Genomic DNA, 24917 nt, shown 5'->3' with positions numbered 1-24917 from the left:
CCTGACTATGTAAAACTCCATTTAGGACGGGACAAACAAATCAATAAAGCCTCGCTATTATAGCGAGGCTTTTTATTGCGGATATTTACTGGGCTAGCAACAGCCCAGTTGTCACATACCTAGTCTTTTAAGTGACTGAGGTTATCCATAAGGCTGTTAGTAACGTCAGCAGCTGATGCACCATCAAAATCGATAGTTAAGGTTTGTCCGCCTTTTACAATGGTCAAATGAGATGCGCTCTGATCGTCTGTAACCGTGATGGAAACATCGCCAACTTGGCCGTGGAAATCCCCACTTCCTAAATCTGTTAGCAACTGACTGATATCATCATTTGATAAATCTTCAAACAAGTCGCCAACATCAATAGAATCGCCTTCGCTAACATTAAAGTCCGTCACGCGATCTGTTGATGATTCCATCTCAGTCCACATGAAGATATCCGCATCATCTCCACCAGTTAGGATGTCATTACCTAAACCACCGACTAAGATATCCTTACCCTCACCGCCATCTAAGGTATCACTGCCACCATGACCGAATAAGATATCATCACCTTTTCCGCCATCAAGAACATCTGACTTGTCCCCAGTATGGCTTTGATCAAACTCTTGGATGCTATCTTTTACATAGTTGTGAATGTCTTCAGCGTCAACTGTTGAGATGTCTTGACCTGTTTGGCTAGCAACATGTGATTGAATTGCACTCAATCCCTGCTCGTTACTGCCAAATTCAATCAAATCACCCAACAAGATATCATCACCTTCACCTCCACTCAGTGTATCTTCACCTTGTTTAAGTGGGACATCTTGACCAAGGATTGTCTCGGCAAGTTTAGTTACGTCAATATGCGAGTCAACCACGCCATCTGTATCATACTGTTGAAGTATGCTTTCACTAACACCACTGCCAATACCGATAGCTTCTACCGTCGACAACGCTGCCAGCACTTGATACATATGCTGAGCTTGCACTGAATTAGTACCTTCATCGTCATAGTATAAATTGCCGGATGATGAATCGATATCACCTATTTTCTGACCAGTAAATGGAGAGTAAATACCACCGTGGCTATCAATTAGAACGTTACCTTTATAGTTCACGGTCTGACCGTAGGTGTAATTGAAGTCATTAACGATGTTCGCTAACGTCACCAACTCACCGTTTGAATCTACATCCAAAATCACTTTAGAAAATTGATTTTGAGGTATGTCGTCTAGATCTGTATGCCTATTCGGTTGTCCATCTGTAATAAAGTAAGTAATGTTCTGACCGTTTGGATTCGGTTGCCCACCAAACCAATCTACTGCTGACTGTAAGCCTGATTCATAGTTTGTCGCACCCTTACCCTCATTTTCAATTGTATTAAGCTGCGTGACAAAGTCTTGTCTTGCCGTTGAAGAGCTCAAATCAACAGAAACGATAAAGGTAGCGCCTGTGGCAAACTCAGTTAATAGAACATTAACGGTACCTGGCTGAGAACCTTGTGTCGCGGCAGCCTGTAACTCATCAAATACATCTAGTATCTCTTGTTTTGCTGTACCAACCCAATGCCCCATACTACCTGATGTATCAAGCACAAACGCAATGTTGTAATCTTCACCAGCAATTATCTCAATACCCTGAACATCGCCAACAATCAGATCATGATCCGCAGTGCCTGCAATTGTATCATCACCATGGGAGCCAGATTCCATTACGTAATCACGCGCTGTTACATCAACAGTTTCAGTGGTAGATGCACTATCACTATTTGATGACTCTACCGACGTTGCGGTTACGCTTAGTGGGAAGTCGAGGCTACCCTCGTAGTCAAACGGTACCTTAATATCAAATGAAGCATTACCATTCGCATCGATTGGTACAAGGAACGTTCCGTCTGCCTCAGCGTCAATAGCTTGTCCATTAACATAGACTTCAATGCCTTCAGGAAGTCCATCTACTGTAACTGTCTGAACCAAGCTTTCGCTTCCGTCTGTATCAACGAGATCTACGTCTACATCAACTGGAATCGTTCTATCTTGAAGCACTTCATATGTACCATCAGGATTAAGCTCAATTACCTTATCAGCAAACACAACACGTTCAATTTCATACAGATGGTCACCGCGGTCTTCTTGACCTGTATGGTCATTCACTGAATCAACAGAGTTAGTATCTAATACAATCCAGTATGGAACACCACCTCCATGGTTGTCTTTGAAGGTAAACTTGTAGTCTTCAAAGTTTCCAGATAGATAAACGGTGTCTGTACCATCATGGGCAGTGTTACTTGTCGCATCATCGCCATAGAATGAATCGTTTTGCGCACCACCAACAAAAGTGTCGTCACCGCCACCACCATACATGGTGTCGACGTTGTTTCCGCCAACAAAGAGCGTATCGGTGTCACTGTAGTCATTGTTATTACCTAAGTGAGACGGTAGCGAATTGTCTAGTCCCATCTCAATGGCTAGGTCATTGTTTTCGGCTTGGGTCTTACCTACAGCGGCAATAACATCAGCATGATGAACTGAAGTCGCATCTGCTTTAACCATTTCGCCAAGCGTAATCTTAACAGTTGGAGCATCAGCAACCGCGATAACGTCGATATCTAAGCTCTCTGTCGCACCTGTATTGGTTGTGTAGGTGATCGTTGGAACCTCACCAGACCAATGTGTTGATGGCTCGAAGCTATAGCTCCCATCTTGATTCATTACCAAAATGCCTGCATCGATAGAAACCGCTTGGCCAGCCGCATAATCGGTTCCATCAACAGTAATAAAGTCAACCTGGAGAACATTATCTCCATCAGTGTCATTCTCTAATACATTACCTTGCAACGTATTGTCTTCATTGACAGTTCCAGTATCAGCAACCGTATTCGTTACTAAGTTCTCATGAACAACTACATTTATCGTGGCGTGTGACTGAGCTGAGTCTCCATTTGAATCCTCTGTACTTGTCGCCGTAACAAAGATAGTAAAGTCGTCATGGCTTCCTTGAGGAGGAGTGACAGTAAGGGAGTCAAGTGACCACCCCGTAACATCTACTGACTCATTTGCGCTACTGATTGTGACTGACGTATTGCCATCAGAAATAATCGCGCCAACAGGAAGACCTGCCAACGTCACAGCCAATGATTCTGAACCGTCGGTATCACTCAAACTCGCACGGATTTCAGATAATGGAATTTCAGTATCTTGAAGCCCTTCATTAACTTCATACGTTTCATAAAACTCGACGCCGTCCACTTCCTTAAGTTCCGAAGTACGAACGTCTGCGTTATCTAGCGCGCTCTCATCACTAACGATATAAAGGTTGCTATTGCTCAAGTCGACAGGTGTATTGCCATCTATGGAAACATTTACGTTGTAATTCCCGGGGCCACTCTGATTATGGTGATAAATTTCTATTGGGTAGAAGCCAGATACTGACGGAACAAAGGCTCCACCTTTAATGTCACCACTGTCATTTCCCCATCGAGCTTCATCGACTAAAACTCCCCCAATTGTGATCGCCATGCTATCGTCAGCTGTACCGACAAAATCATAGCTAGTCCCAGCTTCAAGGTATACCAACGCTGTAACTAACACAGCCTCATCTTGTAGTGTTGCGTTTGTACCCGTATCTTCAGCATTTGCAGTCGTTGATAGCACGCCGTTTGCTGGGTCAAGTGCATCAATAGCATTAATGAGCACAAGACCAGCTACACCAAGCCCGTTGTGACCACCAATATTAACGTTATTCCACGTTGTAACGTTAAATTCTTGTTGAGGCAACGAAAGTCCAGGCGTAACCGTAGCAAGGTTTGGTTTGTCTGCTACCGGTGTAACGTCAATAGTGAGTGTCGACTCCTGACCATCGTCTTGCCCATCGGTTGGCTTAAACCCAATTTGCGCATAGTCAGACGCTTGATCACCTACATTCGAACCACCGAAGCTATCATCTCCAGATTCATTGTAATCAGGAGTGAAACGAACTTCATTTGAGTCGAATTGATCTTTACTTAGCTCTTGCCCCTGCTGGACCGTTTGCCAAACGCCTTGGGCATCTTGATACTCCAACACACCGTCAACAGGTAAGGACGTAATAACCACAGACAAAGATGCATCTGGCGAGTCGACGTCTGAAATCCCAAACGATGACCATGCAAGCATCAAGGCCATGCCATGAGCATCTTCCGCAATAGTCACCGCAGAAGGTGAAGCTTCCGGTGCATCGTTAACATTGGTCAACGAAACCTCTACCACAGCGGTGTCTTCACCGCCAGTTCCATCGATGACCTTGACGTTTAACGTATAATCCCCTAAATGAGCATCATCGATTGTTTGATTTAGAGTGATATCACCACTTACAGGGTCGATATCAAATAATCCATTGCTCAACGAGCCATCAGCAAAACTATAGTGCAGGTCATCATTATCTTGATCTTCGGCCACGACAGTGCCAACAACTGTTCCACTTGTAGAGTTCTCACTTACAGAGCCGAAATCATAACTATCAGCATTTGGCGCATCGCCGGCAGCGTCACCATCTGAAATGAATTCAGGAGCGTGTTGAGCGTCTTCCACGCTCACGCTGGCTTGAGAAGCGTTGCTATCAAGCGTTGAGCCTGCACCGCTTGTGCTAACGAGTGTGATGTCTAAGTCTTCCGCACCTTCATAGATGCCGTCATCAAGCGTCTTGATGTCTAATGGGACCGACGTTTGACCCGCTGGAATCGTTACTGTGTAAGTCGCTGGCGCAATGTAATCGTCGCCATCCACGTCACCACCAATGGTGAACGTAACTACCACATCTTCTTCCGCCGCTTGGTCGATGCTCACGCTGAAGCTCGCATCGCCCCCTTCGGTCACGCTATCAGCGTCAGCACTGATGCTCACGTTCGGCGCATTTTGTGCATCGATAATATTAGCTTCAGCTGTAGCCTGACCATTCGTCGTCACGTTGTTCGACTCAGTGACCACAAGGCCAAAGGTCTCATCGCCTTCGTAGACGTCATCGCCCGTAGTTGGGATGGTCACCGTAATGTCGGTGATGCCCGCAGGGATGGTCACGTTGCCGCTGCCATCCACCATGAGCGTTTGCGTCTGGTTATTGCTGTCGACATACGTCACGACCATGTCACCAATATCACCCGCTTCTGCCGTGTAACCGTCAGTGGTTGGCGCTAGGTTCACCACCACTGGCGCTTCGGTCTCGTTAGAGAGTGAAACCGTAAACACCGCGTCAGTGCCTTCGTTTACGTCACCACCGCCAGTGACAGTAAGCTCTGGCTTGTCGTTATCTGGCGTGCCCGGACCTGGGCCCGTACCGTCGTCTTTGATGGTTGCGCTGCCCGTCGCACTGCCGTTGGTTGTGACGTTGTTCGATTCAGTGACCACAAGACCAAAGGTCTCGTCACCTTCGTAGACGTCATCGCCCGTGGTTGGGATGGTCACGGTAATGTCAGTGATGCCCGCAGGGATGGTCACGTTGCCGCTGCCGTCAACCGTCAGTGTTTGCGTTTGGTTATTGCTGTCGACATACGTCACGACCATCTCGCCGATGTCACCCGCTTCTGCCGTGTAACCGTCGGTGGTTGGCGCTAGGTTGACCACCACTGGCGCTTCGGTTTCATTGGAAAGCGAGACAGTGAACACAGCATCAGTGCCTTCGTTTACATCGCCACCGCCAGTAACGCTAAGCTCAGGCTTGTCGTTATCTGGGGTACCCGGACCTGGGCCCGTACCGTCGTCTTTGATGGTGGCAGTACCTGTTGCCGTGCTGTTTGACGTCACGTTGTTACTCTCAGTGACCACAAGACCGAACGTCTCGTCACCTTCATAGACGTCATCACCCGTGGTTGGGATGGTCACGGTAATGTCAGTGATGCCCGCTGGGATCGTCACGTTGCCGCTGCCATCCACGGTCAGTGTTTGAGTCTGGTTGTTGCTGTCGACATACGTCACGACCATGTCACCAATATCACCCGCTTCTGCCGTGTAACCGTCAGTGGTTGGCGCTAGGTTCACCACCACTGGCGCTTCGGTCTCGTTAGAGAGTGAAACCGTGAACACCGCGTCGGTGCCTTCGTTGACGTCACCCGCGTCTGTCACAGACAGCGTTGGTTTGTCGTTATCTGGGGTACCCGGACCAGGGCCCGTACCGTCGTCTTTGATGGTGGCAGTACCGGTCGCCGTGCCGTTGGTTGTGACGTTGTTCGATTCAGTGACCACAAGACCAAAGGTCTCGTCGCCTTCATAGACGTCATCGCCCGTGGTTGGGATAGTCACGGTAATATCAGTGATGCCCGCTGGGATCGTCACGTTGCCGCTGCCATCGACCGTCAGTGTTTGCGTTTGGTTGTTGCTGTCGACGTAGGTCACGACCATCTCACCGATGTCACCCGCTTCTGCGGTGTAACCGTCCGTCGTTGGCGCAAGGTTGACCACCACTGGCGCTTCGGTTTCATTCGACAGCGAGACAGTGAATACCGCATCAGTACCTTCGTTTACGTCACCACCGCCAGTGACAGTAAGCTCAGGCTTATCGTTGTCTGGTGTACCTGGACCTGGGCCCGTACCGTCGTCTTTGATGGTTGCGCTGCCCGTCGCACTGCCGTTTGAGGTCACGCTGTTCGATTCTGTCACCACAAGACCGAACGTCTCGTCGCCTTCGTAGACATCATCGCCCGTGGTTGGGATGGTCACGGTAATGTCAGTGATGCCCGCAGGGATGGTCACGTTACCGCTGCCATCGACCGTCAGTGTTTGCGTTTGGTTGTTGCTGTCGACGTAGGTCACGACCATCTCACCGATGTCACCCGCTTCCGCCGTGTAACCGTCGGTGGTTGGCGCTAGGTTTACTACGACCGGCGCTTCGGTTTCATTCGATAGCGAGACAGTGAACACAGCGTCAGTGCCTTCGTTTACCTCACCCGCGTCCGTTACAGACAGGGTTGGCTTGTCATTGTCTGGTGTACCCGGACCTGGGCCCGTACCGTCGTCTTTAATGGTTGCTGTACCAGTAGCAGAGCCATTCGTGGTCACACCATTATTTTCGGTTACGACTAAGCCGAACGTCTCGTCACCTTCGTAGACATCATCGCCTGTAGTTGGGATGGTCACGGTAATGTCGGTGATGCCCGCAGGGATGGTCACGTTGCCGCTGCCATCGACCGTCAGTGTTTGCGTTTGGTTATTGCTGTCAACGTAAGTCACGACCATCTCGCCGATGTCACCCGCTTCCGCCGTGTAACCGTCGGTGGTTGGCGCAAGGTTCACGACTACTGGCGCTTCGGTCTCGTTAGAGAGTGAAACCGTGAATACGGCGTCAGTGCCTTCGTTCACATCGCCACCGCCTGTCACGGTAAGCTCTGGCTTGTCGTTATCTGGCGTGCCTGGACCTGGGCCCGTACCGTCGTCTTTGATGGTCGCGGTACCGGTTGCTGCACCGTTTGACGTCACGTTGTTCGATTCAGTGACCACTAAGCCGAACGTCTCGTCGCCTTCGTACACGTCATCACCCGTAGTTGGGATAGTCACGGTAATGTCGGTGATGCCCGCTGGGATGGTCACGTTGCCGCTGCCGTCCACAGTGAGAGTTTGCGTCTGGTTATTGCTATCAACGTAAGTCACGACCATCTCGCCGATATCATCCGCTTCTGCCGTGTAACCGTCCGTCGTTGGCGCAAGGTTGACCACCACTGGCGCTTCGGTTTCATTCGATAGCGAGACAGTGAATACGGCGTCGGTGCCTTCGTTTACCTCACCCGCGTCCGTCACAGACAGGGTTGGTTTACCAGAACTATCATCTTGGATCGTCGCTGTACCAGTAGCAGAGCCATTCGTGGTCACACCATTATTTTCGGTTACGACTAAGCCGAACGTCTCATCGCCTTCGTAGACGTCATCGCCCGTGGTTGGGATAGTCACGGTAATATCAGTGATACCCGCAGGGATGGTCACGTTGGCGCTGCCATCGACCGTCAGTGTTTGCGTTTGGTTATTGCTGTCAACGTAGGTCACGACCATCTCGCCGATGTCACCCGCTTCTGCCGTGTAACCGTCGGTGGTGGGTGCTAGGTTGACCACCACTGGCGCTTCAGTCTCGTTAGAGAGTGAAACCGTGAACACGGCATCAGTGCCTTCGTTCACATCACCACCGCCAGTGACAGTAAGCTCTGGCTTGTCGTTATCTGGCGTGCCTGGACCTGGGCCCGTACCGTCGTCTTTGATGGTTGCGGTACCAGTAGCAGAGCCATTCGTGGTCACACCATTATTTTCGGTTACGACTAAGCCGAACGTCTCGTCACCTTCGTAGACATCATCGCCTGTAGTTGGGATGGTCACGGTAATGTCGGTGATGCCCGCAGGGATGGTCACGTTGCCGCTGCCATCGACCGTCAGTGTTTGCGTTTGGTTATTGCTGTCAACGTAAGTCACGACCATCTCGCCGATGTCACCCGCTTCCGCCGTGTAACCGTCGGTGGTTGGCGCAAGGTTCACGACTACTGGCGCTTCGGTCTCGTTAGAGAGTGAAACCGTGAATACGGCGTCAGTGCCTTCGTTCACATCGCCACCGCCTGTCACGGTAAGCTCTGGCTTGTCGTTATCTGGCGTGCCTGGACCTGGGCCCGTACCGTCGTCTTTGATGGTCGCGGTACCGGTTGCTGCACCGTTTGACGTCACGTTGTTCGATTCAGTGACCACTAAGCCGAACGTCTCGTCGCCTTCGTACACGTCATCACCCGTAGTTGGGATAGTCACGGTAATGTCGGTGATGCCCGCTGGGATGGTCACGTTGCCGCTGCCGTCCACAGTGAGAGTTTGCGTCTGGTTATTGCTATCAACGTAAGTCACGACCATCTCGCCGATATCATCCGCTTCTGCCGTGTAACCGTCCGTCGTTGGCGCAAGGTTGACCACCACTGGCGCTTCGGTTTCATTCGATAGCGAGACAGTGAATACGGCGTCGGTGCCTTCGTTTACCTCACCCGCGTCCGTCACAGACAGGGTTGGTTTACCAGAACTATCATCTTGGATCGTCGCTGTACCAGTAGCAGAGCCATTCGTGGTCACACCATTATTTTCGGTTACGACTAAGCCGAACGTCTCATCGCCTTCGTAGACGTCATCGCCCGTGGTTGGGATAGTCACGGTAATATCAGTGATACCCGCAGGGATGGTCACGTTGGCGCTGCCATCGACCGTCAGTGTTTGCGTTTGGTTATTGCTGTCAACGTAGGTCACGACCATCTCGCCGATGTCACCCGCTTCTGCCGTGTAACCGTCGGTGGTGGGTGCTAGGTTGACCACCACTGGCGCTTCAGTCTCGTTAGAGAGTGAAACCGTGAACACGGCATCAGTGCCTTCGTTCACATCACCACCGCCAGTGACAGTAAGCTCTGGCTTGTCGTTATCTGGCGTGCCTGGACCTGGGCCCGTACCGTCGTCTTTGATGGTTGCGGTACCGGTCGCACTGCCGTTGGTTGTGACGTTGTTCGATTCGGTGACGACTAATCCAAACGTCTCATCGCCTTCGTAGACGTCATCGCCCGTAGTTGGGATAGTCACGGTAATGTCGGTGATGCCCGCTGGGATAGTCACGTTACCGCTGCCATCGACCGTCAGTGTTTGCGTTTGGTTGTTGCTGTCGACATACGTCACGACCATCTCACCGATGTCACCCGCTTCCGCCGTGTAACCGTCGGTGGTTGGCGCAAGGTTCACGACTACTGGCGCTTCGGTCTCGTTAGAGAGTGAAACCGTGAATACGGCGTCAGTGCCTTCGTTCACATCGCCACCGCCTGTCACGGTAAGCTCTGGCTTGTCGTTATCTGGCGTGCCTGGACCTGGGCCCGTACCGTCGTCTTTGATGGTCGCGGTACCGGTTGCTGCACCGTTTGACGTCACGTTGTTCGATTCAGTGACCACTAAGCCGAACGTCTCGTCGCCTTCGTACACGTCATCACCCGTGGTTGGGATAGTCACGGTAATGTCGGTGATGCCCGCTGGGATGGTCACGTTGCCGCTGCCGTCCACAGTGAGAGTTTGCGTCTGGTTATTGCTATCAACGTAAGTCACGACCATCTCGCCGATATCACCCGCTTCTGCCGTGTAACCGTCCGTCGTTGGCGCAAGGTTGACCACCACTGGCGCTTCGGTTTCATTCGACAGCGAGACAGTGAATACCGCATCAGTACCTTCGTTCACATCGCCACCGCCCGTAACGGTAAGCTCAGGCTTATCGTTGTCTGGTGTACCTGGACCTGGGCCCGTACCGTCGTCTTTGATGGTTGCGGTCCCTGTTGCCGTGCCATTTGACGTCACGTTGTTACTCTCTGTGACCACAAGACCAAAGGTCTCGTCGCCTTCGTAGACGTCATCACCCGTGATTGGGATCGTCACGGTAATATCAGTGATACCCGCAGGGATGGTCACGTTGCCGCTGCCATCGACCGTCAGTGTTTGCGTTTGGTTATTGCTGTCAACGTAGGTCACGACCATCTCGCCGATGTCACCCGCTTCTGCCGTGTAACCGTCGGTGGTGGGCGCTAGGTTGACCACCACTGGCGCTTCGGTTTCATTCGACAGCGAGACAGTGAATACCGCATCAGTACCTTCGTTCACATCACCACCGCCAGTGACAGTAAGCTCTGGCTTGTCGTTATCTGGCGTGCCTGGACCTGGGCCCGTACCGTCGTCTTTGATGGTCGCGGTACCGGTCGCACTGCCGTTTGAGGTCACGTTGTTTGATTCTGTCACCACAAGACCGAACGTCTCGTCGCCTTCGTAGACATCATCGCCCGTGGTTGGGATGGTGACCGTAATGTCGGTGACACCCGCTGGGATGGTCACGTTGCCGCTGCCATCCACGGTCAGTGTTTGAGTCTGGTTGTTGCTATCGACATACGTCACGACCATCTCGCCGATGTCACCCGCTTCGGCGGTGTAGTTACCGTCGGTGGTTGGTGCAAGGTTTACGACGACTGGCGCTTCGGTCTCGTTAGAGAGTGAAACGGTGAAGACCGCATCGGTGCCTTCGTTCACGTCACCACCGCCAGTGACGCTAAGCTCAGGCTTGTCGTTGTCTGGGGTACCCGGACCAGGGCCCGTACCGTCGTCTTTGATGGTCGCGGTACCGGTCGCACTGCCGTTTGAGGTCACGTTGTTTGATTCTGTCACCACAAGACCGAACGTCTCGTCGCCTTCGTAGACATTATCGCCCGTAGTTGGGATGGTCACGGTAATGTCAGTGATGCCCGCAGGGATGGTCACGTTGGCGCTGCCATCGACCGTCAGTGTTTGCGTTTGGTTATTGCTGTCAACGTAGGTCACGACCATCTCGCCGATGTCACCCGCTTCTGCCGTGTAACCGTCGGTGGTGGGTGCTAGGTTGACCACCACTGGCGCTTCAGTCTCGTTAGAGAGTGAAACCGTGAACACGGCATCAGTGCCTTCGTTCACATCACCACCGCCAGTGACAGTAAGCTCTGGCTTGTCGTTATCTGGCGTGCCTGGACCTGGGCCCGTACCGTCGTCTTTGATGGTTGCGGTACCGGTCGCACTGCCGTTGGTTGTGACGTTGTTCGATTCGGTGACGACTAATCCAAACGTCTCATCGCCTTCGTAGACGTCATCGCCCGTAGTTGGGATAGTCACGGTAATGTCGGTGATGCCCGCTGGGATAGTCACGTTACCGCTGCCATCGACCGTCAGTGTTTGCGTTTGGTTGTTGCTGTCGACATACGTCACGACCATCTCACCGATGTCACCCGCTTCCGCCGTGTAACCGTCGGTGGTTGGCGCAAGGTTCACGACTACTGGCGCTTCGGTTTCATTCGACAGCGAGACAGTGAATACCGCATCAGTACCTTCGTTCACATCACCACCGCCAGTGACAGTAAGCTCTGGCTTGTCGTTATCTGGCGTGCCTGGACCTGGGCCCGTACCGTCGTCTTTGATGGTCGCGGTACCGGTCGCACTGCCGTTGGTTGTGACGTTGTTCGATTCGGTGACGACTAATCCAAACGTCTCATCGCCTTCGTAGACGTCATCGCCCGTAGTTGGGATAGTCACGGTAATGTCGGTGATGCCCGCTGGGATAGTCACGTTACCGCTGCCATCGACCGTCAGTGTTTGCGTTTGGTTGTTGCTGTCGACATACGTCACGACCATCTCGCCGATGTCACCCGCTTCGGCGGTGTAGTTACCGTCGGTGGTTGGTGCAAGGTTTACGACGACTGGCGCTTCGGTCTCGTTAGAGAGTGAAACGGTGAAGACCGCATCGGTGCCTTCGTTCACGTCGCCACCGCCAGTGACGCTAAGCTCAGGCTTGTCGTTGTCTGGGGTACCCGGACCAGGGCCCGTACCGTCGTCTTTGATGGTGGCAGTACCTGTTGCCGTGCCGTTTGAAGTGACATTGTTACTTTCAGTGACCACAAGACCAAAGGTCTCGTCGCCTTCGTAGACGTTATCGCCCGTAGTTGGGATGGTCACGGTAATGTCAGTGATGCCCGCAGGGATAGTCACGTTGCCGCTGCCGTCCACAGTGAGAGTTTGCGTCTGGTTATTGCTATCAACGTAAGTCACGACCATCTCGCCGATATCACCCGCTTCTGCCGTGTAACCGTCGGTGGTGGGCGCAAGGTTGACCACCACTGGCGCTTCAGTCTCGTTAGAGAGTGAAACCGTGAATACGGCGTCAGTGCCTTCGTTTACCTCACCCGCGTCCGTTACAGACAGGGTTGGCTTGTCATTGTCTGGTGTACCCGGACCTGGGCCCGTACCGTCGTCTTTAATGGTTGCTGTACCAGTAGCAGAGCCATTCGTGGTCACACCATTATTTTCGGTTACGACTAAGCCGAACGTCTCGTCACCTTCGTAGACATCATCGCCTGTAGTTGGGATGGTCACGGTAATGTCGGTGATGCCCGCAGGGATGGTCACGTTGCCGCTGCCATCGACCGTCAGTGTTTGCGTTTGGTTATTGCTGTCAACGTAAGTCACGACCATCTCGCCGATGTCACCCGCTTCCGCCGTGTAACCGTCGGTGGTTGGCGCAAGGTTCACGACTACTGGCGCTTCGGTCTCGTTAGAGAGTGAAACCGTGAATACGGCGTCAGTGCCTTCGTTCACATCGCCACCGCCTGTCACGGTAAGCTCTGGCTTGTCGTTATCTGGCGTGCCTGGACCTGGGCCCGTACCGTCGTCTTTGATGGTCGCGGTACCGGTTGCTGCACCGTTTGACGTCACGTTGTTCGATTCAGTGACCACTAAGCCGAACGTCTCGTCGCCTTCGTACACGTCATCACCCGTGGTTGGGATAGTCACGGTAATGTCGGTGATGCCCGCTGGGATGGTCACGTTGCCGCTGCCGTCCACAGTGAGAGTTTGCGTCTGGTTATTGCTATCAACGTAAGTCACGACCATCTCGCCGATATCATCCGCTTCTGCCGTGTAACCGTCCGTCGTTGGCGCAAGGTTGACCACCACTGGCGCTTCGGTTTCATTCGATAGCGAGACAGTGAATACGGCGTCGGTGCCTTCGTTCACGTCGCCACCGCCAGTGACAGTAAGCTCAGGCTTGTCGTTATCTGGCGTGCCTGGACCTGGGCCCGTACCGTCGTCTTTGATGGTGGCAGTACCTGTTGCCGTGCCATTTGACGTTACGTTGTTCGATTCTGTCACAACAAGACCAAAGGTCTCGTCGCCTTCGTAGACGTCATCACCCGTGATTGGGATCGTCACGGTAATATCAGTGATACCCGCAGGGATGGTCACGTTGCCGCTGCCATCGACCGTCAGTGTTTGCGTTTGGTTATTGCTGTCAACGTAGGTCACGACCATCTCGCCGATGTCACCCGCTTCTGCCGTGTAACCGTCGGTGGTGGGCGCTAGGTTGACCACCACTGGCGCTTCGGTTTCATTCGACAGCGAGACAGTGAATACCGCATCAGTACCTTCGTTCACATCACCACCGCCAGTGACAGTAAGCTCTGGCTTGTCGTTATCTGGCGTGCCTGGACCTGGGCCCGTACCGTCGTCTTTGATGGTTGCGCTGCCCGTCGCACTGCCGTTTGAGGTGACGTTGTTACTCTCTGTGACGACTAAGCCAAAGGTCTCATCACCCTCGTAGACATCATCGCCCGTGGTTGGGATGGTCACGGTAATGTCGGTGATGCCCGCAGGGATAGTCACGTTACCGCTGCCGTCCACGGTCAGTGTTTGCGTTTGGTTATCGCTATCGACGTAGGTCACGACCATCTCACCGATGTCACCCGCTTCTGCGGTGTAACCATCGGTGGTTGGCGCAAGGTTGACCACCACTGGTGCTTCGGTCTCGTTAGAGAGTGAAACCGTGAATACGGCGTCAGTGCCTTCGTTTACGTCACCACCGCCAGTGACAGTAAGCTCAGGCTTGTCGTTGTCTGGCGTGCCTGGACCTGGGCCCGTACCGTCGTCTTTGATGGTGGCAGTACCGGTCGCGCTGCCGTTTGAGGTCACGTTGTTTGATTCCGTCACCACAAGACCAAAGGTCTCGTCACCTTCGTAGACGTCATCACCCGTGGTTGGGACAGTCACGGTAATATCAGTGATGCCCGCTGGGATAGTCACGTTACCGCTGCCATCGACCGTCAGTGTTTGCGTTTGGTTGTTGCTGTCGACGTAAGTCACGACCATCTCACCGATGTCACCCGCTTCGGCGCTGTAACCATCGGTGGTTGGTGCAAGGTTCACGACGACTGGCGCTTCGGTTTCGTTAGAGAGTGAAACGGTGAAGACCGCATCGGTGCCTTCGTTCACGTCGCCACCGCCAGTGACAGTAAGCTCAGGCTTGTCGTTATCTGGCGTGCCTGGACCTGGGCCCGTACCGTCGTCTTTGATGGTGGCAGTACCTGTTGCCGTGCCATTTGACGTTACGTTGTTCGATTCTGTCACAACAAGACCAAAGGTCTCATCACCTTCGTAGACGTCATCACCCGTGGTTGGGATCGTCACGGTAATGTCGGTGATGCCCGCTGGGATCGTCACGTTACCGCTGCCGTCCACGGTCAGTGTTTGCGTTTGGTTATTGCTATCGACGTAGGTCACAACCATCTCACCGATGTCACCCGCTTCTGCGGTGTAACCGTCGGTGGTGGGCGCTAGGTTGACCACCACTGGTGCTTCAGTCTCGTTAGAGAGTGAAACCGTGAACACGGCATCAGTGCCTTCGTTCACATCACCACCGCCTGTCACGGTAAGCTCAGGCTTATCGTTGTCTGGCATGCCTGGACCTGGGCCCGTACCGTCGTCTTTGATGGTTGCGCTGCCCGTCGCAGTGCCGTTAGTTGTGACGTTGTTTGATTCAGTGACCACAAGACCAAAGGTCTCATCGCCTTCGTAGACGTCATCACCCGTAGTTGGGATAGTGACGGTAATGTCAGTGATGCCCGCTGGGATAGTCACGTTGCCGCTGCCATCCACGGTCAGTGTTTGAGTCTGGTTGTTGCTATCGACATACGTCACGACCATCTCACCGATATCACCCGCTTCGGCCGTGTAACCATCAGTGGTTGGCGCAAGGTTTACGACGACTGGCGCTTCGGTTTCGTTAGAGAGTGAAACGGTGAAGACCGCATCGGTGCCTTCGTTCACGTCGCCACCGCCAGTGACAGTAAGCTCAGGCTTGTCGTTGTCTGGGGTGTCTGGACCTGGGCCCGTACCGTCGTCTTTGATGTTTGCGCTGCCGGTCGCACTGCCGTTTGACGTTACGTTGTTCGATTCTGTCACAACAAGACCAAAGGTCTCATCACCTTCGTAGACGTCATCACCCGTGGTTGGGATCGTCACGGTAATGTCGGTGATGCCCGCTGGGATGGTCACGTTACCGCTGCCGTCCACGGTCAGTGTTTGCGTTTGGTTATTGCTATCGACGTAGGTCACAACCATCTCACCGATGTCACCCGCTTCTGCGGTGTAACCGTCAGTGGTTGGCGCAAGGTTGACCACCACTGGTGCTTCGGTTTCATTCGATAGCGAGACCGTGAACACCGCGTCAGTGCCTTCGTTCACATCACCACCGCCCGCAACGGTAAGCTCAGGCTTGTCATTATCTGGCGTGCCCGGACCTGGGCCCGTACCGTCGTCTTTGATGGTTGCGCTGCCAGTCGCACTGCCGTTTGACGTCACGTTGTTACTCTCAGTAACCACAAGACCAAAGGTCTCGTCGCCTTCGTAGACGTCATCACCCGTGGTTGGGATGGTCACCGAAATGTCGGTGATGCCAGCTGGGATGGTCACGTTGCCGCTGCCATCCACAGTCAGTGTTTGCGTCTGGTTATTACTGTCAACGTAAGTCACGACCATCTCACCGATGTCACCCGCTTCGGCGGTGTAACCGTCAGTGGTTGGCGCTAGGTTGACCACCACTGGCGCTTCGGTTTCATTAGAGAGTGAAACCGTGAATACGGCGTCAGTGCCTTCGTTTACCTCACCCGCATCCGTTACAGACAGGGTTGGTTTACCAGAACTATCATCTTGGATCGTCGCTGTACCAGTAGCAGAGCCATTCGTGGTCACACCATTATTTTCGGTTACGACTAAGCCGAACGTCTCGTCACCTTCGTACACATCATCACCCGTGGTTGGGATGGTCACGGTAATGTCGGTGACACCCGCTGGGATAGTCACGTTGCCGCTGCCGTCCACAGTGAGAGTTTGCGTTTGGTTGTTGCTGTCGACATACGTCACGACCATCTCGCCGATGTCACTCGCTTCGGCGGTGTAGTTACCGTCGGTGGTTGGTGCAAGGTTTACGACGACTGGCGCTTCGGTCTCGTTAGAGAGTGAAACGGTGAAGACCGCATCGGTGCCTTCGTTCACGTCGCCACCGCCAGTGACGCTAAGCTCAGGCTTGTCGTTGTCTGGGGTACCCGGACCAGGGCCCGTACCGTCGTCTTTGATGGTGGCAGTACCTGTTGCCGTGCCGTTTGAAGTGACATTGTTACTTTCAGTGACCACAAGACCAAAGGTCTCGTCGCCTTCGTAGACGTTATCGCCCGTGGTTGGGATGGTCACCGTAATGTCAGTGATGCCCGCTGGGATGGTCACGTTGCCGCTGCCATCCACGGTCAGTGTTTGCGTTTGGTTGTTGCTGTCCACATACGTCACGACCATCTCACCGATGTCACCCGCTTCTGCCGTGTAACCATCGGTGGTTGGCGCTAGGTTAACCACCACTGGCGCTTCGGTTTCATTCGATAGCGAGACAGTGAACACGGCATCAGTGCCTTCGTTCACATCGCCACCGCCTGTCACGGTAAGCTCTGGCTTATCATTATCTGGCGTGCCTGGACCTGGACCCGTACCGTCGTCTTTGATGGTTGCGGTACCGGTTGCCGTGCCGTTTGACGTCACGTTGTTACTCTCAGTGACCACAAGACCGAACGTCTCGTCACCTTCATAGACGTCATCACCCGTGGTTGGGATGGTCACGGTAATGTCAGTGATGCCCGCTGGGATAGTCACGTTGCCGCTGCCGTCCACAGTGAGAGTTTGCGTTTGGTTGTTGCTGTCAACGTAAGTCACGACCATCTCGCCGATGTCACCCGCTTCGGCCGTGTAACCATCAGTGGTTGGCGCAAGGTTTACGACGACTGGCGCTTCTGTCTCATTCGAGAGTGAAACCGTGAACACGGCGTCAGTGCCTTCGTTTACATCGCCACCGCCAGTGACAGTAAGCTCAGGCTTGTCGTTATCTGGGGTACCTGGACCTGGGCCCGTACCGTCGTCTTTAATGGTTGCGGTCCCTGTTGCCGTACCGTTAGTTGTAACGTTGTTACTCTCAGTGACCACAAGACCAAAGGTCTCATCGCCTTCGTAGACATCATCACCCGTAGTTGGGATAGTCACCGTAATGTCAGTGATGCCCGCAGGGATGGTCACGTTACCGCTGCCATCGACCGTCAGTGTTTGCGTTTGGTTGTTGCTGTCGACATACGTCACGACCATCTCGCCGATGTCACCCGCTTCGGCGGTGTAACCGTCGGTGGTTGGCGCAAGGTTGACCACCACTGGCGCTTCGGTTTCGTTCGACAGCGAGACCGTGAACACAGCATCAGTGCCTTCGTTTACGTCACCACCGCCAGTGACAGTAAGCTCAGGCTTGTCGTTGTCTGGGGTACCCGGCCCTGGGCCCGTACCGTCGTCTTTGATGGTTGCACTGCCAGTCGCACTGCCGTTTGACGTCACGTTGTTACTCTCAGTAACCACAAGACCAAAGGTCTCATCGCCTTCGTAGACGTCATCACCCGTAGTTGGGATAGTCACCGTAATGTCAGTGATGCCCGCTGGGATGGTCACGTTGCCGCTGCCGTCCACGGTTAAAGTTTGCGTTTGGTTGTTGCTGTCGACATACGTCACGACCATCTCACCGATGTCACCCGCTTCGGCGGTGTAACCGTCAGTGGTTGGCGCTAGGTTGACCACCACTGGCGCTTCGGTTTCATTAGAGAGTGAAACCGTGAATACGGCGTCAGTGCCTTCGTTTACCTCACCCGCATCCGTTACAGACAGGGTTGGTTTACCAGAACTATCATCTTGGATCGTCGCTGTACCAGTAGCAGAGCCATTCGTGGTCACACCATTATTTTCGGTTACGACTAAGCCGAACGTCTCGTCGCCTTCGTAGACATCATCGCCCGTGGTTGGGATGGTCACGGTAATGTCGGTGATGCCCGCAGGGATGGTCACGTTACCGCTGCCATCGACCGTCAGTGTTTGCGTTTGGTTATTGCTATCGACGTAGGTCACGACCATCTCACCGATGTCACCCGCTTCCGCCGTGTAACCATCAGTGGTTGGCGCAAGGTTGACCACCACTGGCGCTTCCGTTTCATTCGATAGCGATACCGTGAATACGGCGTCAGTGCCTTCGTTCACATCACCACCGCCAGTGACAGTAAGCTCTGGCTTATCGTTATCTGGCGTGCCCGGACCTGGGCCCGTACCGTCGTCTTTGATGGTCGCCGTACCGGTCGCACTGCCGTTTGACGTCACGTTGTTCGATTCCGTCACCACAAGACCAAAGGTCTCATCACCTTCGTAGACGTCATCGCCCGTGGTTGGGATAGTCACCGTAATGTCGGTGATGCCCGCAGGGATGGTCACGTTACCGCTGCCATCGACCGTCAGTGTTTGCGTTTGGTTATTGCTATCGACGTAGGTCACGACCATCTCACCGATGTCACCCGCTTCCGCCGTGTAACCATCAGTGGTTGGCGCAAGGTTGACCACCACTGGCGCTTCCGTTTCATTCGATAGCGATACCGTGAATACGGCGTCAGTGCCTTCGTTCACATCACCACCGCCAGTGACAGTAAGCTCTGGCTTATCGTTATCTGGCGTGCCCGGACCTGGGCCCGTACCGTCGTCTTTGATGGTCGCCGTACCGGTCGCACTGCCGTTTGACGTCACGTTGTTCGATTCCGTCACCACAAGACCAAAGGTCTCATCACCTTCGTAGACGTCATCGCCCGTGGTTGGGATAGTCACCGTAATGTCGGTGATGCCCGCAGGGATGGTCACGTTACCGCTGCCATCGACCGTCAGTGTTTGCGTTTGGTTGTTGCTGTCGACGTAAGTCACGACCATCTCACCGATGTCACCCGCTTCGGCGGTGTAACCATCAGTGGTTGGCGCAAGGTTCACGATGACTGGTGCTTCGGTCTCATTCGAGAGTGAAACCGTGAACACGGCATCAGTGCCTTCGTTCACATCACCACCGCCTGTCACGGTAAGCTCAGGCTTATCGTTGTCTGGCGTGCCTGGACCTGGGCCCGTACCGTCGTCTTTGATGGTTGCGGTGCCCGTTGCTGTGCCGTTTGAGGTCACGTTGTTTGATTCAGTGACCACAAGACCAAAGGTCTCGTCGCCTTCGTAGACGTCATCGCCCGAGGTTGGGATCGTCACCGTAATGTCGGTGATGCCTGCAGGGATAGTCACGTTGCCGCTGCCATCGACCGTCAGTGTTTGCGTTTGGTTGTTGCTGTCGACATACGTCACGACCATCTCACCGATGTCACCCGCTTCGGCGGTGTAACCGTCAGTGGTTGGCGCTAGGTTGACCACCACTGGCGCTTCGGTTTCATTAGAGAGTGAAACCGTGAATACGGCGTCAGTGCCTTCGTTGACGTCACCCGCATCCGTTACAGACAGGGTTGGTTTACCAGAACTATCATCTTGGATCGTCGCTGTACCAGTAGCAGAGCCATTCGTGGTCACACCATTATTTTCGGTTACGACTAAGCCGAACGTCTCGTCACCTTCGTACACATCATCACCCGTGGTTGGGATGGTCACGGTAATGTCGGTGACACCCGCTGGGATAGTCACGTTGCCGCTGCCGTCCACAGTGAGAGTTTGCGTTTGGTTGTTGCTGTCAACGTAAGTCACGACCATCTCGCCGATATCACCCGCTTCTGCCGTGTAACCATCAGTGGTTGGCGCAAGGTTTACGACGACTGGCGCTTCTGTCTCATTCGAGAGTGAAACCGTGAACACGGCGTCAGTGCCTTCGTTCACATCGCCACCGCCAGTGACAGTAAGCTCAGGCTTATCATTATCATTATCTGGGGTACCTGGACCTGGGCCCGTACCGTCGTCTTTAATGGTTGCGGTCCCTGTTGCACTGCCGTTTGACGTCACGTTATTACTCTCGGTGACCACAAGGCCAAAGGTCTCGTCGCCTTCGTAGACGTTATCGCCCGTGGTTGGGATGGTCACGGTAATGTCGGTGATGCCCGCTGGGATGGTCACGTTGCCGCTGCCATCGACCACAAGAGTTTGCGTCTGGTTGTTGCTGTCCACATACGTCACGACCATCTCGCCGATGTCACCCGCTTCGGCGCTGTAACCATCAGTGGTTGGCGCAAGGTTCACGACCACTGGCGCTTCGGTTTCGTTAGAGAGTGAAACCGTGAACACAGCGTCAGTGCCTTCGTTCACATCACCCCCGCCTGTCACGGTAAGCTCAGGCTTGTCGTTGTCTGGGGTACCTGGACCTGGGCCCGTACCATCGTCTTTGATGGTGGCAGTACCGGTCGCACTGCCAATCAAACCATCAACAGGCTCAACGACTAAGTTGAAATCTTCATCGCCTTCGAAGACAGAGTCATCAATGGTACTAATAGATACAATAATTGATGTTTCACCAGCAGGAATTGTTACCGTTCCATCAGGATTAACGGTCAAAACCGTTCCGTTTGGCGTGGTAACTGTGATATCGCCTAAGTCTTCGCTTTCAGCGCTTCCCGTTACAACGGTTAATTTAACTGTCGTGTCTTGATCCGATGGCTTGTCTAGATCAATAGTAAATTCTGCACTATTCCCTTCATTAACATCCCCACCACCACTAACACTTAGTTCTGGGATAGGATTAACACCTACATTGACGGTGATTTGATCAGTACCGCCGTTTCCATCGCTAACTGTCACTTGGAAGCTATCTCCGCCATCAAAGTTGTTGTTAGGTGTGTAGGTCCAAGAGCCGTCTGGATTTACAGTAACGGTACCATTTGTAGGAGGCTGGGTTTGCGTAAAGGTTAGGTTGTCTCCATCTTGGTCAGTTGCGATTAACTGCCCTGAGACTGGGGTATCTTCGTCTGTTGAAACTTGTATATCGTTGCCTAGAGGCGTCGAATTTCCATCGACAAAAACAGGCGGCTGTTGAAGAATTTGAAATTGCTCAAGTAAAGAAAGGCTCTGAGTTTCTGAAAGACCCAGCGAAGCGAAACCTTGAGTGACGAATTCGGTAGAGGCAATGGTTTCAGTACCGTCACGGGCTACGGTGCCTGAAGCGGTCAGACTGGAGCCACTTTGGCCACCAGCCGCAGTAGCAAACTCTTCACCCAACTGTGTTGGATCTTGGCCGTCTTCTAATGCTGCAAAGATATCTTCCAATTCACTGGTAATATCCTGCACAGCACCATCATCACCGATCAGTTCAGCACTAATTTGAGGCTCACCGTTAAAGAGAACTTCTTCATTGTTAAGCACTACCTCACCCGGTCTCGGAGTTTCACCTTCGAGAAGAAGTCGTACGTTACCATTAGTATCGATTACAACTATTTGTCCACTAGCTAGATTGCTTAACGCCACGTATGCACCAAAACCCATAAACGAGCCCCTAATCCTTTACTACCTCTATCGTCTTGTTTCAAAACGACAATAAATTGGCAATGTTACTATTTATATTCAGTATAAATTAACATTATTGATAAATTAGCAAAACTAATTTTTCGCCCTCTATCTGCAACCAATAAAAAACATGTTGCATTATTCAATCATAAATATTGAATGAAGATCTCAATTGTATCAGTTTATAAAAGGTATGGCGCTCCTTAAACCAATTACGGTAGGCTGACTCACAGATTTATCAACATCGCTGTTTTTTAAGCCATTTATTGTTGTTTCTATTAGATAACTGAATCGATTAGTGTTACTTTATTGACGTTTACGTAGAGACCTTCTCAAAAATGAGACTTTAAATTGAGTAAGATCCTGCGAATCACAGCTTGTTAAGGAGAGTTGAAGTGAATTGGAATAAGTTGAAAGTACTAAGCTGCGCCGTCGCACTTAGCTTTCCTGCGCATAGCCAAACATTAGAGCAGGCTGTCGCGTATACAATAACGAATAACCCTAAGGTTAAGGCTTCGTATAATGAGTTTCAGAGCAAATTCTACGACTCAGAAGCCTCAGTCGGCGCTTATCTCCCTAAAATTGACCTTGATGCTGGTATCGGCTACGAAAAAGTTGATCTTGCATCGGGAACTGAAAACGAATTAACCCGTAAAGAAGCAACAATTACTCTGACTCAACTTATTTGGGATGGAAACGCAACTCTAAACGACATGGATCGCACAGCCGCTGACGCTGAGTCTGTTCGTTATCAATTGCTTGCTGACGCACAGGACATCGCGCTAGAAGTCACTAAGATCTACCTCGACGCGACGAAAGCTTATGAAGTGCTCGCGCTATCAGAAAGCAACTTAGCGGTACACAAAGAAATTTATCGTGATATCAAAAAACGTGTCGACTCCGGCATTGGCTCTACGGCTGATATGTCACAAGTTGAAGCTCGCCTAGCTAAAGCACACGGAAATCTGCTTGCTGCGCAAAACAACCTATTTGACGTTCATACACAGTTTAAACGCATTGTTGGTCAAGCACCGCAAGGATTAACCTTCCCTAGAGCAGACCAGAACGCGATTCCATTCACCATCGATGATGCTCTTGAAGATGCGATGAACAATCACCCAGTGATCAAAATCGCTCAAGCGGATGTCGATTCAGCAAGATTTCAATTCGATCAAACTAAAGGTGTCAACTACCCGACCTTGTCATTTGAAGCGAACCAAACTTGGCGTGAAGACGCAGGCGGTATCGAAGGCTCGAGCGAAGAATTTTCTGCGATGCTTCGTATGAGATACAACCTCTATAATGGTGGCTCAGATTCAGATCGTTCAGACAGTGCTGCGTATCAACTGAACAAAGCTAAAGACCTTCGCAACTACACCTTTAGAACAGTAGAAGAAGGCTTACGCTTGTCGTGGAGTGCTTTAGACTTAACGGTTCAGCAAAAAGAATTCCTAGCTGACCATGTTGATTCTGCATCAGACACTGTTATCGCTTATGAAAAACAATACCGTTTGGGTAAACGTACGCTATTGGATCTCTTGAACACTGAGAACGAATTGTTTGAGGCGCGTAAAGGTTATTTGGACGCAAAATATGATGAACAGTATGCTAAATACCGAGTCATGAACGCGACAGGTGGTTTGTTGTCAGCGCTACGTGTGGACACTCCTGATGAATGGAACGAGGCTGTAGAATATTAATATGAAAACACTAGTACACTCCCTAATACTCGCAACCGTTTTTTCTACTGGTGTTGCCTACGCAGAAGATGAGTACGAGTACATCGCGACACCTGTACCGAATCAAATTGATGACCTGCTCGACGAAGACAAAGATGGCGTGATCAACGCGAGAGATTTATGTCCACAAACACCTGCTCGTTCTGAAATTGATAACGACGGTTGTGGCACTTACATCAACACCTCAGAAAAGATTGATCTCCACATCCTATTCGCGAATGACTCAGATGTCGTTCAACCAATCTTTATGACTCAGATTCGTGAACTGGCAGACTTCCTAGAAGAGTACCCATCGACGACTGTAGAGCTGCAAGGTTATGCAAGTAAAGTGGGTCGCCCAGATTACAACCTTGAACTGTCTAAGCGAAGAGCCGAAGCGGTTGAGAACTTGTTGTTGGACTATCAACTTGACGCCGACCGCGTAACTATCGTCGGTTTTGGTGATACTAACTTATCTGTAGAAGGTGATGATGAACAAGCGCACGCACAAAACCGTAAGGTTGTTGCAAGCGTCATTGGCCACAAAGGTCAGGTAAAAGAAGAATGGACCATCTTCACCAAGATTGAGAAATAAGCAAAGGGAGCGTAAAGCTCCCTTTTTATTTTTGATTATCCGCCATCAGTGCTACCCTATCCCCGATTGCAATTAAGAGAATAACCTCATGAGTAAATTAACTTCAGACATTCAAGCAAACCTTGATCTTTTCGTTGCTGAAAGCAAACAAAACAAACTGGTTTGGGGATTACGCAACGAAGAAGGTTGGCTATCGTGTGACTCAACAGAATTTGAGAATAGCGAAGTTATGCCATTCTGGTCTGCGAAAGAAGATGCAGTGGCTCACAATGTTGAAGAGTGGGCAGATTTCGAAGTTTTAGAAATCCCTCTCGATATTTTTGTTGAAGATTGGCTACTAACGCTTGCAGAAGATGGCGTTTTGGTTGGCACTAACTGGAACGTAACGCTTGAGGGCAAAGAGCTAGAGCCAAGTGATCTAGCAAAGCTTTACCTTAACTAACATCGAAAGCGCTCTAACGG

At 52.0% G+C, this 24917-nt stretch carries 4 protein-coding genes; 3 read left to right on the top strand and 1 reads right to left on the bottom strand.

The features are described from left to right. Positions 1–119: 119 nt before the first annotated feature. The gene (locus tag U9J37_RS03970) at positions 120–22121 is read right to left on the bottom strand and encodes a Calx-beta domain-containing protein (RefSeq protein ID WP_322413905.1); all 22002 of its coding nucleotides are present in this window, start codon (positions 22119–22121) and stop codon (positions 120–122) included. Positions 22122–22537: 416 nt separating this feature from the next. Between U9J37_RS03970 and U9J37_RS03965 the strand changes: the two genes are divergently transcribed. From U9J37_RS03965 to U9J37_RS03955, 3 genes are all read left to right on the top strand, one after another. Continuing rightward, positions 22538–23842, top strand: a complete 1305-nt coding sequence (locus U9J37_RS03965; RefSeq protein ID WP_038138120.1) for a TolC family outer membrane protein — start codon at positions 22538–22540, stop codon at positions 23840–23842. Position 23843: 1 nt separating this feature from the next. Further along, complete coding sequence (locus U9J37_RS03960) at positions 23844–24455, top strand: OmpA family protein (protein ID WP_005470626.1); 612 nt, start codon at positions 23844–23846, stop codon at positions 24453–24455. 88 nt (positions 24456–24543) lie between these two features. Further along, positions 24544–24897 (top strand): DUF2750 domain-containing protein, encoded by a 354-nt coding sequence (locus tag U9J37_RS03955; protein ID WP_322413904.1) that lies wholly within the window; start codon positions 24544–24546, stop codon positions 24895–24897. The last annotated feature ends 20 nt before the right edge of the window (positions 24898–24917 follow it).

The sequence above is a fragment of the Vibrio sp. 16 genome (assembly GCF_963681195.1).
Lineage (GTDB): Bacteria > Pseudomonadota > Gammaproteobacteria > Enterobacterales > Vibrionaceae > Vibrio > Vibrio sinaloensis_D.
Note: the sequence above shows the minus strand (reverse complement) of the source record. Positions and strands in the feature narration are given on the sequence as shown.

Coding starts and splice junctions, on each gene's coding strand:
- U9J37_RS03970 (WP_322413905.1), bottom strand. CDS start 22,121: ATGGGTTTTGGTGCATACGTGGCGTTAAGCAATCTAGCTAGTGGACAA.
- U9J37_RS03960 (WP_005470626.1), top strand. CDS start 23,844: ATGAAAACACTAGTACACTCCCTAATACTCGCAACCGTTTTTTCTACT.
- U9J37_RS03955 (WP_322413904.1), top strand. CDS start 24,544: ATGAGTAAATTAACTTCAGACATTCAAGCAAACCTTGATCTTTTCGTT.